The organism is Leptolyngbya sp. GB1-A1 (assembly GCF_039962475.1).
Taxonomy (GTDB): domain Bacteria; phylum Cyanobacteriota; class Cyanobacteriia; order Elainellales; family Elainellaceae; genus Leptolyngbya_A.
Map to the genome: position 1 here is coordinate 29,105 of NZ_JAMPLI010000047.1, position 11,231 is coordinate 40,335.

Sequence of the window (11,231 nt, forward strand, 5' to 3'; positions counted from 1 at the left end):
GGAAAGAGCATGACTGAACCGACTAATCGCCGCCGCAAGGACTCAGCCAAGCTAGTGTGGGACACTAAGCCCAAACGTGCCCCAAACCCCAGAGATATTGAATTTCAAACGGCTGAAATTGTCATTCCTAACCCAAAAGAAGCTCAAGGTACTTTCGATCTTCCATTGTTAGCTACAGCGCAAGCTGGAGTGACTTCTTTGTTCCCTGGTCAGATGGGAGAGTTACCTCTAGCGGGAGCAGAAATTGACAAATCAAAGATGAATCGCCTCATTTGGGGTGATAACTTGTTAGCAATGCAAGCATTATTGGCTCAAGGTTATGCTGGGAAGATTGATTTAATTTATATTGATCCTCCCTTTGCTAGCAGTGCTGACTATACCTTTGCCTTGTCAGTTGAGGGGACGCAGATTGAAAAAGAAGCAAGCATTATTGAACGCATAGCTTACACCGATACATGGGAGGCTGGGCTTGATTCATATTTGGATATGATGTATCCAAGATTGCAATTAATGAAACGCCTCCTGAGTGACGAAGGCAGTATTTACGTTCATTTAGACGAAGAAATCAGTCCATATATTAGACTCATATTAGATGAGGTTTTTGGAAGAGATTGTTTCATCAATTCAATCACTTGGAAGAGATCGGATGCTCATAGTGATGCTGGTCAAGGTGCAAAACACTTTGGAAAAATTTGTGATTGCCTCCTCTATTATTCCCGTAATCCAGACCAGCAAATTCTAAACATCCAGTACACTCCCCTTCCTCAAAGCACCATTGATAAATGGTATAGGCACGTCGAAGAGGGCACTGGTAGACGCTACAACAAGGCTGACGCAACGGGTCCAGGTGGAGCTAAAAAAGGCAATCCTTTCTACGAATGGAATGGCATCAAAAGATACTGGAGATTCAGCCGTGAGCGAATGGAGGAATTGGATAAACAAGGGCGGTTAGTTTACTCCGAAAGTGGAATGCCCTATGTGAAGAGATACCTTGATGAAAGTAAAGGTGTTCCTCTACAAGATCTTTGGGATGATATTAAGATGCTTAGAGGAATTCACAATTCCTCTGAAAATGTGGGATATCCAACTCAAAAGCCTGAGTCTCTGTTAGAGAGAATTATTAAAGCCTCATCCCGTGAAGGTTCTCTAGTAGCTGATTTCTTCTGCGGTTCGGGAACGACAATGGCAGTGGCAGAACGTCTAAATCGCCGATGGATTGGCTGCAACTTGGACAAAGTAGGGCTTCAGGTAAGCCGAAACAGAATGGTTCATCAGGGAGCTAAACCTTTTCTTCTGGAGAATATTGGTAATTACCAGCGACACATGATTTATCTCTCTGGCTCAAAAATTGGAGAGATGCAGCGAATCATGCTTAAGCTGTATGGAGCTGAACCCCGCAGCGATCGCCCTGATTTCGGAGTGCGTACCTTCGACAACTCTGATCCTGAACTGGTGTATGTGGGCTACCCAGATCGTCCCGTCACTGCTAGAAAGGTGGTCGAACTGGCTCAGGACGCTCAGATTCTCGATGGAACTGGCTATAAAAAGCTGGTGGTTTTAGCGTGGGACTACGATTACAACTACAGCACTGAGTTAGAAAGTCGAACAAAGGCTCTGAAAGACCCTCTGCGCGTCAGTATTCAGTCGTTGACTGTTCCCCCTGAAATTTATAATTACTTGCGAAAAGCCAAGAATGAGGCTGAATTAGATGGGTTGAGAGATAAGATCACCTTTTATGAAAAACCTTATGTAAAGGTCGGTAAACCCCAAATCTGTGATGCTGGAGATAGCAAAGTCATTGTCAGCATTGTAATCGAGCGTTATGTTCTCATGAACTTCCCTGTCAGTGAGAAGCAGCAAGTGGAGCTACGCAAGGCAATTAAAGATAATTTTGCAGCCTTGATCGACTACTGGGCTGTGGATTGGGATTATGACGGCATCACCTTCCGTTCTACTTGGCAAGCAATACGAGGCAATGGAAAAAGGGCAGGCAGTGTTCCTATCGTTGCAGATAGCCCGGAACTACCAGCTGGGAAAAGAACAATTGCTGTCCGTTTAGTTGATGTGTTTGGCAATGATGCTAGTGCGACGTTAGATGTTAAGTAGATCACCGTAAAATAATGATTTAGTTTCGTGTGAGGCTGAGTCAGTGAGCGATCGCACCTACTGGTTATGTCTATTCAACCCAACGACCTGGCAGGAGTTTCAGGATGCGGGGGCTGAAGTAATGGGCTTTCCTGAGACGCGACAAGGTACGGTAAGACGGATCAAAGAGGGCGACTATCTCCTAGCCTACATGACTGGAATTTCGCGTTGGTTTGCCGTACTAGAAGCTACTTCAGAGCCTTACGACGATCTTGCTCGCATCTGGAAGCAAGCTTTGTTTCCCTGTCGAGTAAAAGTAAAAGCTGTGGTTGAAGTCAAGCCAGAGACAGGGATTCCTGCTTTGTCAATTAGTAAGGATTTGCGGATGTTTGATAATATGAAGACCCCCAACTGGGGACTGCTATTTCGTCTCGCGCCTAGAGAGTTGCATCGGAGTGATGGTGAATTTATCTTCAATGCTCTAAAAAACGTTACAGCTTAACACACAAGTTCTGTAAAATAGCTATAGCTAGATGCACCCGTAAGAACTCGTCATTGATTCTAAAGGCAAAAAGCAGCATCTTTGCGAGTTCAAAAATATTCACTAATACCCACTTCTCCCCCTAGCAGTTTTCTAGGGGATTTTTCTTTTTGAGTATTGGTGATCAAACTGTCCTACCCCATAGATGCTGTCATCCATTCCTGTTTGACGATCAGCTATTCTCTGACCCGCTCTAATGCTGTCCTTAGCTTTGGCGTAAATTCTGACTCTCGATCGCACGTCAAAATCAGGCGGTTGATCGCTCTGGTCATGGCTACATAGAGCAGCCGCGCTTCTTCGGCGGGTGTACTCTGCGCGTTTGGCAGGAACCCACTTCCCGGCACAAACACCACTGAAAACTCCAATCCCTTGCTGAAGTGCATCGTGATTAATTTGATACTGGGAGCGTCAGCATCGTAGTTTCGACTCTCGCTGTCGCGGATCACCCACTCGATCGGCAAACGTCGATCGCATTCACCGGGATTGCACTGAGTGTGGATGGAAGAATGACACGATTTAAAAGACAGTAGCTTTGTTATGCTCCAATCTGGTCTAAATTTGCCTCTACTTGTGCCGTAAAGTTTGACTGTCGATTGTAGGTCATCTTGCTTTCTCTGAATAATCGTTGTTTTGAAAGCATCAAATATCACCACTGGCAAGAATTAAGCTATAAGTCAAGTCCATCATCTCGGTTTTGTTGTTTGGGAAATTGAGAACGAGATCGATGCGAAGACTGGCTGCGCTCCTGATTCACGTTTTTTTGCTGTTTAATGAAATCCATCCAATCAGCAATCTCGACTTCTGCTACTGTAATATCCCAGCCCACTGCTCCCAATTTGCCCTGAGCGATGATCTGTTCATCTGCCTTTCGGGTCACAGTAATTTCTAGTTCAATGCGATCGAGCCGATAGCTGCTGTTTTCCGCCGATGCCTTTTGCTTTTTCTCCAGCGTGGCGTGAGCAAAATTCAGCACAAATTCAGCCCGATTCCACTCGATCGATCCTTGTAGGGGATGTTCTGTTTCCGCTAGTTCTGGTTCACCCGCTGCTTGTTCTAGTACATGCTGAAAAGCTTGCCGCAGTTCTTCCATGCTCCGAACGAATTCAGGATTGATCGCCGATTGATACTCCGGCTGCTGAACTTGCTCTGCCTCTGCTGCGGGTTGGGGTGCTGACTGGGGCAGAAAATCTTTGTAATTCTGGGGGGTAATTAGCTGTTCAATCGGCTGCGGTTGAACTTCTGATGAGGTGGATTGCTGAGGATGCTGTGGCGATCGTTGCAGCGATTCCCTGACCCACTCGCGCAATTGTAGTCTGACCTCCCAAGCTTGCGGGTCTGACTTGCGTTGTTCTTGCTGTTGTTTTTGGAGCCGCTCGTTGCACTGCTGAGAGGTGAGGTGTTCAATTTCCCGCAGCACTGGATCGTCCCGATTGGGCTGATAATCCAACCCAGCGTACTGCTGTAATCCATAAAAAGAGTATTGGTCGCCCAATCTTTTGCCAGGGAAGTGCTTACCATCCAGACCAAAACTTAGCCCTTTTCCACCATCCTCGTGTTGAGAAAATCGTACACTAGCACCCGCCACCCGTACTCGAAGCAGGGCAGTAGAGAGGTCGGGCTTGTCTGCTATCGCCTGATCCAGCACTTCCCACAGCTTTCGTTTCGCGCAAGGTTCTCCCGTTCTTTCCTCTTGTCTGGATTCCCCAGTCGTCAAATTTCGTCGCTTTCCTTTTTCGCGTGGGGGGCAATATTGTAGCCCATGCCTCAATTCAAGTGACCGTTCAACCTCTTTAAGTCGGACCCGATCGAACTTATCTGATACCCAATTCCCCTCCAGGTTGATCGTGCTGGTAGCGACGTGGAGGTGATGCACTCCTCGTTTGTGCGACTGATCATGATGTTCCACTGCAAAAAACTGGCAGTCCTGATGTCCCATTTCCTGAAGTAAATCTTTGACGATCGCCTGCTTCGTCTTCAGGTTGGGATTCTCACCAGGGGGAAATGAGATTGAATAGTGGGCGATTGTGCGCTTCACGTCCGATCGCAAATCGGCACTGAGTTGAAATTCCGCATTGAGTTCGGCAACGTCTGAGCCGACCATGTTGGTGCAGAAAATGGGGCTTTCCAGTTCAAACCCTTTTGCCCGCTTCCGCTCGTCGAGCAGATATCGGTTCAGACTTCCCCCATTACCACGCCCAACATTAATTCTCACGGCTCGACACCTCTTCTAATTTGCAGGTGAGTCTGTGCAGCACGATATCCTTCCGCGCCTGGTCACACATCTCAATCGCCTTCTGTACCAGTGCCATCGTGGGAAGTCGATTGAGCGATTCCCGAAGTTTGGATAGTTCCAGATAAAGCGGAGCAAATGCCGCCGACGCTTCCGTGTCCCGGTAGCGTCGATCTTTTAAGCCCTCACGAATCAGGTAGTCTTGCAGGGTCAAATTCGCGGCAGCGGCTTTTGCCTTGAGTCGATCGTGTTGTTCTGGGGTGCAGCGAATTGTGATTTGAGAGCCTTGTCGCGCCATGAGGTGGTTGGAGTAGGGGGGAATCAAATGCAATCAGGAGAGTGACCAGATGCGATCATTGAGCGATCGGAGGTAGCGCAGTTGTGCACTGGCTGTCCGCTGACATAGCTTGCTCTTAAATTCAAACTATGAACACCTTATAAATCTAGCAGTTAATCGCAAGTAAGATTATCTTCCTTCAATTGAAATTAGAGGTTTGTTGATACGAGTAAAACTGACAGCTTTCATACAAAAATCATTCATTTTTATAGGCAAGTCTAAGCATTTTCAGCAAAAACAAGCATTGAAAAAGTTTTACTACAACAGTTAAATAATACAGATTCATACTAAAACAATAGTTTTATATCAATCCATATGAACAGTTTTCAGCCATCAGATAGAGGGTCTTTGCACTTTAAGTTAGAGATAAAAAAGGAATATTTCCTGCACCACCAATTTTATGCAAAGTGCCACACTGCGAATTGGATTTGATGTCGGCTCATCACTCTCAAAAATTATCTACACCATTAATGATGGATCGCCTCAATTTTTGATGATGGAGCCGGATGTTGTTTCTCTCCCAGCCACCTCGATCGAGCATTTATCTGGCAGCATGGCTCGCCCTGAGAATCAAGCCTGGGTAAAGCTCGATCGGGATTCAGAGCGAATTCACGTTTGCGGCTACCTCGCAAAGGAATTCTCTGCGGTGGAACGGATTGAAATGCTGAAGTACGAATACGCCTTTTATAAGTTCCTGGCAGCAGTGGGCGTGATCGCGGCAAATGAAAAATGCGATCGCCTGAATATCCATGCCGCCATGCTATTGCCCTATGGCGAAATCACTAGCCGCGAGCAATTGCAGGCGAAAATTACATCCGCCATCAAAAAATACTACTTTCAAAATAAATTGGTTCGCGGACGGATTGCTTCATTTCAATGCCATCCAGAAAGCACTGGAATGGTGCTGAAGATTCTTGCTCAGCACGGGCAAGATTGGTTTTCCAGTCGTCGAGTCGTGGTGCTAATCTTTGGCTATCGCAATATAAGCTGTATGAGCTTCAATCGCGGCGTTCTGGAGGCACAGCACAGCGCAACCAGCGATTTAGGATTTGTCAATCTGATCGATAAAATCATTGCTCGCACGCCAGGGCAAAATCGATATGCGCTCACTAAAGCTGTGTATGCTATTGGCTCGGATTTACGAACCGACCATCGTGAATTGCAGTCTCTTATTCGCTCAAAGCAGCCTGAAAATATTCAGACAGAAGCGAAACTGCTGGTGAATGCTATTGAAGCTGCTCGTTACGAATATTGGCAATTAGTTCAGGATTGGCTCAACTCAGTTGTTCCGGAGATTGTTGATCATCTAGCGGTCAGCGGCGGAACAAGCGCTTACCTCAAAAGCCTCCTTGATCAAAATCTTGCCTGGGCTAAGCCAGAATGGATGACAGCTCCAGAAGGTGCATTGCCAGAAGACGATCCTGCTCTCCAATTGCGTTTTGCGGATGTCATCGCGTTATTCAAATCAACTTTTCAAACCGAGGTGGCAGCATGACATCGGAGCCGCAGAAGGGAAAGACACAATTCTTGCAAATTCGCATCCAGCTCAACCGCTCCTCCCGCTTAGGATTAGCGTGTGAATACCTTTCGCAGCACAATCTCAACCAAAATGATGAAGTTAAGCAGTTTTTGGAGGCCGGGTTCTATCCCCTTGCTATGTCTGTTCAAGGCAAGCTCACCCGTGAAATAGCCGCAGAGTGCATTGGTAAGCTAAGAGGCTATATCTATGCGATCGAGCAACTGGCTGGACTTGAATCAATGCCAGCACCACTACCCAGGCACCAAGAGCGTGATGATAGAGATGATTTTGAGGAAGAGATGGTAGAGGAAGTCTTGCCTAAGCCACCATTTGATATAGATGGAATATATAAGCTGAAAGGCTGAAAAAGGAGGTTTATCGCCTCCCTGATTGTGCCTGTCTCAGTTGTCGAGTTTCAAATTAAATTGGCTCATCCCATATTTTGGTGAAGGTTTGGCAAGATAGAGGTACATCCTCTGCGTTAGGAGAAAATAGTCTTCTTTCAACCACTTTTACCTGACCCCGTGCATCTTCAACTCAAAAGCTGGAAGTTGGATCGCTCAACGAGGGACCTTTGTTTGACCGTCAATTCCACCCAAGCCACTGCCATTTGTCCCCTGTGCCAGCAGGCAAGTCATCGAGTCCACAGCCGCTACTGCCGCACCCTGCAAGACCTGCCTTGTACTGGTTTTGCACTCAGGCTCCAGCTTCAGGTGCGTAAATTCTTCTGTCTCACGACAGGATGTCGGCGACGGATTTTTACCGAGCGGTTGCCGCAGGTGGCTGCCCCCTGGGCAAGACGAACAGTGCGATTGGTAAAGCATCTGATTGCCATTGCAGTCGAACTGGGTGGAAAAGCAGGAGAGCGACTGGGGACTCAGTTAGGCTATCGCATCCGGGACAACACGCTGCTATCGTTGTTTGCAAGAGTGACCCTGCCCGCGATCAGACCGCCCACGGTACTGGGGGTAGACGACTTTGCCTTCGCCAAGCGGCAATCCTACGGCACGATTCTGGTGGATCTGGAACGACAGCGACCGATTGCCTTGCTCAAAGATCGCGATGCCAATACGCTGGCACAATGGCTGGAGCAGTATCCAGGGATCGAAGCCCTCTCGCGTGACCGTTCTGCCACGTATCGCAGCGGCATGAATCAAGGCGCTCCCCAGGCAATGCAGATCGCAGATCGCTTTCATCTATTGCAGAATTTTGTCCAAGTGCTGGAACAAGCGATGAGCGGGCATAGTGCGGTTCTTGATGCCGTTGATACGGCTCAACGCTTAGCAGATGCAACGAATGGTGCAACCGTGATGATTGCCCCAGCTACGCCTCCACAACCCAATGCGCAACAGCGAGCTGCCCAAAAGCGGGCACAACGCCTCAAAACCTATCAGAAGGTTTGGCGACTGCATCAGCAAGGTTGGTCTACTGGAGCCATTGCCAAAAAAGTGAAGCTGAGCAGTCGGACGGTGCAACACTATCTCAAAACGACAAGCTTTCCGGAACGTCAAGGACGCAGTGACCGGGGCAGGAGTTTGTTAAACCCGTACAAACCCTATCTACTCCAGCAATACAATCAGGGACACAGGCAGGTTAAAGTCCTGTTTCGAGAGATCCAGAAGCAGGGATATGGGGGAAGCTACATGACCGTCAGCCGCTATGTTCGACAAATAGCACAGGCGCAAGGAGTGACGTTAAGGCACTCTCCGTCTCGTCGATTGCCTGCTGTGGTTGATTCGGCTCGCCCGCCGCTCACCTCAAAGCGAGCCGCCTTTTTAGTAATCCGGCGAGCTGAAACGCTGCAAGCAGATGAAAAACAGTTGCTGCAACGTCTGGTTGAGCAAGCTGAACTAGCTCCCACTATCACATTGGCACAAGCGTTTGCTCAGATCGTGCGGCAGCGACAGTTTGAACAATTCGACGGCTGGCTAGAACAGGCTGAAGCGAGCGGTCTTGCCCCGTTTATCCGCTTCGCCCGGAGTTTACGGGATGATTACGATGCAGTCAAAGCGGGTGTCACCTTTACTGCCAGCAATGAGCAAGTGGAGGGACAAATCAATCGGCTGAAGATGCTCAAACGTCAAATGTACGGTCGCGCGGGCGTTGAACTACTGGAACGACGATTCCTGCTCGCCAGTTAACCCAATTGATGGATAACTCATTGATGCGTTATTCAAGAACGCATCTACTTTGCCATGTTCAAGCTCGGTTAAATTTAATGTTCTAATTGATCCTCAATTTCATCTTGTGGCTCCCAGACGCTCTAAGCCTAAAATATTGCCCCTAATCCTTAGTGTGAGGGGCTTTTACTTACACTTCCTACTGCTAAATCACCAAAAGATGGGAAGAGCCTATAATGCGCGTTAAAGGACAGAACCGATAAAACTAAAGGCTGTGTCTCTACTGACAGTATTGTGTCGTTGGTGTTCAAACTGGTGCAGAGTGCTCAGAAGCGATGGTTACGCATTCGTGGATTCAAACGATTAGCGGAGGTGATTGAGGGGGTGAAATTCAAAGATGGAATTCGAGTGGATCAATTAGTGAATTCAGAACTCTGCCAGGACGCTGCTTAATTCTTCTTCGTACACCAGATTTGACAATAGGTCCTCTCGGCTTTGAAGTTGTGCCTCAGTCCCCAGTTATTCAAAGTGTTTCTTGAGAGCTTACTGGGCTATCGGTAAGACAGAAGTTGAGAAATTGCTTGTAAGAGGTTTAACAAAACAGGGAACCACGACAAAAAGTAGTTCCCTGAGCTTACAAGTTTGAATGCCTAACAAGTTATGACATTGAGCTAGGCTCCAACAGCCATAGGAAAAATCTCAGCGATAGGCTTAGGCAGTGGAAGTAACTCGGCGGTATTGACATCTATTCCATGTGCAATATTGTATTCTCGCCGAATATTAGCAATTTCCTCTTCGGTCATTTTGTCAGCAGCTATCAGGTAATGAATGAGCTTGCCTCCCTGCACTGGTGGTTGCTCCCCTCTGAGCATAGAACCGCTAGGAGCTACAAGAACATTTGTCCAAATTTCGGAGGACATTTGCCAGTCTATTTTATTGGCTCGTCGTACCGCCTCGCGCAGGGTCAAGCAATCGTCGCTAGTTGCTGCAATCAGTCCTCTAAATAAAGCCAATTGACCAACTGGTTTGAAAAGTAATGAGTAAGGTTGATCATCCTTTCTCATTTGAGGGATACGGCTGCTATCCTCAAGAACTTCTCTATACGGTTGTAAACCCTCCAGAACAACGTTCCAAAACTCTTCAACTGTTTCGTAGTACTGATTCAACTCTTCTTCTGCTGGACGGTTATTAGGGTCAAGTGCTACACCCTCACCTCTAAGAATAAGCTTAACGGTTTCATACACAGCACTAATGGTCGTCAGTTTCGTACTTCTCGCTGCAAGTGCGTTGCTTTTCCACTCAACGATCACATCACTGCTTCCACGTGCTTTGACTCCTAAAGGTGCTCCTTCACTTAATAACTGACGAGCAATGATGGCGCTACGATCATCCTCGCTCGTGATGATGTTGTCACCTCGACTGGTTGGTTTTGCGTAGCGGTTAACCTTGTTAAATATACGCCGAGTTTTTTCATTGCTTTCGTGCTTAATAAAGATCACGCACACATCATCATTAGGCACATCCTCACGGCAGTCTCCAATAACCTCACCTTTTATTACTTTCTCAAGAGCTAAAAGACGATGTTGTCCGTCAAGCATGATTAAAGAGCCACCATCTATTGTGAGGATACCAATGTTGTCTGAAACAGATTGATAAGCACGTGGAGCTTTATTGGAAACCCAATCACGAAGGCTATCGAAGTAGATTTCTCCCTTATAAACTAGAACAACCATTGCACCAAAGAAGCGATCTTTCGACTCTGCTATATATGGAGCAATTTGCTCTTTGACTCGTTTAAGATCCGGATCACGCTGTAATCTCTCTTCAATACTCATCGTTGTCCATTCATCAAGTTCGCTCGCTGACCGAACACCTTGCACTAGGTCACGAGCTTTCATCGTCGCCTGATAAAAGTCAGTATTGCCTAAATGCCCTTTTACTCCGGGAATGACTAAAGCCATATAACTCCTGAAATTGCTAATATTACAAAACGTTTCCGAGAACGTTTGCCTTGTTTGTCTGTTCTTTTTATATGTTTTCACAAACAAAACAAAATGTCAACAATTTTTTGAGCTTGTTTGTGAAAACATTTTTATGCTAGTGAAGTACCTTTGCTCCGATTTCGACCATGCCAAAACAGTAAAATCCCCCCGGCTAAGGAGTGGGACAAACTGCAAGCTCGGTTCTGGGGAGCGCAAACGGGCACTCGCCCACCTAGAAGCCCTCGCGCTGGGTTAGGCGTGCTGAAACTGCCCTACCTGCGGGTGGGGCTGATGAATCACCGACTGTCGCGTCTCACGTTATTTGTCGTTGATCTCACGTTAGATGTCGGGTAGCAAGAGAGGTTAGAAGGCTTACCGTATAGGGGTTTGAGTGATGTAGTATGGTGTGTTGTATGT

At 47.1% G+C, this 11,231-nt stretch carries 9 protein-coding genes and 1 pseudogene; 6 read left to right on the forward strand and 4 right to left on the reverse strand.

Translation table 11 applies throughout. From position 1 onward, the window contains the following. Positions 1 to 9 precede the first annotated feature (9 nt). Entirely contained in the window at positions 10 to 2,106 is a 2,097-nt protein-coding gene (locus NDI45_RS25480; RefSeq protein ID WP_348249369.1) for a site-specific DNA-methyltransferase, read from the forward strand. 43 nt (positions 2,107 to 2,149) lie between these two features. Beyond that, complete coding sequence (locus NDI45_RS25485; RefSeq protein ID WP_348249370.1) at positions 2,150 to 2,587, forward strand: EVE domain-containing protein; 438 nt, start codon at positions 2,150 to 2,152, stop codon at positions 2,585 to 2,587. 215 nt (positions 2,588 to 2,802) lie between these two features. Here the strand turns inward: NDI45_RS25485 and NDI45_RS25490 are convergent, their stop codons facing one another. From NDI45_RS25490 to NDI45_RS25500, 3 genes are all read right to left on the reverse strand, one after another. Next, the gene (locus NDI45_RS25490; protein WP_348249371.1) at positions 2,803 to 3,087 is read right to left on the reverse strand and encodes a 3'-5' exonuclease; all 285 of its coding nucleotides are present in this window, start codon (positions 3,085 to 3,087) and stop codon (positions 2,803 to 2,805) included. 206 nt (positions 3,088 to 3,293) lie between these two features. Then, on the reverse strand, positions 3,294 to 4,838 hold the full coding sequence (locus NDI45_RS25495) for a relaxase/mobilization nuclease domain-containing protein (RefSeq protein WP_348249372.1): 1,545 nt from the start codon (positions 4,836 to 4,838) through the stop codon (positions 3,294 to 3,296). Beyond that, positions 4,828 to 5,154 carry a hypothetical protein gene (locus NDI45_RS25500; protein WP_348249373.1) on the reverse strand — a complete coding sequence of 109 codons (327 nt, stop codon included), beginning with the start codon at positions 5,152 to 5,154 and terminating at the stop codon, positions 4,828 to 4,830. The genes NDI45_RS25495 and NDI45_RS25500 overlap by 11 nt, the downstream gene beginning before the upstream one ends. A gap of 439 nt (positions 5,155 to 5,593) precedes the next feature. On the opposite strand from NDI45_RS25500, the gene NDI45_RS25505 reads away from it, so the two are divergent. The 4 genes and pseudogenes from NDI45_RS25505 to NDI45_RS25520 all read left to right on the forward strand — a co-directional run. Then, positions 5,594 to 6,688, forward strand: a complete 1,095-nt coding sequence (locus NDI45_RS25505; RefSeq protein ID WP_348249374.1) for a ParM/StbA family protein — start codon at positions 5,594 to 5,596, stop codon at positions 6,686 to 6,688. Beyond that, on the forward strand, positions 6,685 to 7,077 hold the full coding sequence (locus NDI45_RS25510; RefSeq protein ID WP_348249375.1) for a hypothetical protein: 393 nt from the start codon (positions 6,685 to 6,687) through the stop codon (positions 7,075 to 7,077). Before NDI45_RS25505 ends, NDI45_RS25510 begins: the two co-directional genes overlap by 4 nt. 213 nt (positions 7,078 to 7,290) lie before the next feature. Further along, positions 7,291 to 8,853: an ISL3 family transposase gene (locus NDI45_RS25515; protein ID WP_348249376.1), complete on the forward strand. Its 1,563-nt coding sequence runs from the start codon at positions 7,291 to 7,293 to the stop codon at positions 8,851 to 8,853. A gap of 222 nt (positions 8,854 to 9,075) precedes the next feature. Next, positions 9,076 to 9,285, forward strand: a pseudogene (locus NDI45_RS25520) (IS256 family transposase); the annotation flags it as partial. Positions 9,286 to 9,503: 218 nt separating this feature from the next. On the opposite strand, the gene NDI45_RS25525 reads toward NDI45_RS25520, so the two are convergent. Then, a complete protein-coding gene (locus NDI45_RS25525) occupies positions 9,504 to 10,793 on the reverse strand; it encodes a DNA sulfur modification protein DndB (protein ID WP_348249377.1) in 1,290 nt (429 codons plus the stop codon). Between the last annotated feature and the right edge of the window lie 438 nt (positions 10,794 to 11,231).

Excerpts from the sequence above, each read along its gene's own strand:
- NDI45_RS25480 (WP_348249369.1), top strand. The coding sequence starts at position 10 with ATGACTGAACCGACTAATCGCCGCCGCAAGGACTCAGCCAAGCTAGTG.
- NDI45_RS25500 (WP_348249373.1), bottom strand. The coding sequence starts at position 5,154 with ATGGCGCGACAAGGCTCTCAAATCACAATTCGCTGCACCCCAGAACAA.
- NDI45_RS25505 (WP_348249374.1), top strand. The coding sequence starts at position 5,594 with ATGCAAAGTGCCACACTGCGAATTGGATTTGATGTCGGCTCATCACTC.
- NDI45_RS25510 (WP_348249375.1), top strand. The coding sequence starts at position 6,685 with ATGACATCGGAGCCGCAGAAGGGAAAGACACAATTCTTGCAAATTCGC.
- NDI45_RS25525 (WP_348249377.1), bottom strand. The coding sequence starts at position 10,793 with ATGGCTTTAGTCATTCCCGGAGTAAAAGGGCATTTAGGCAATACTGAC.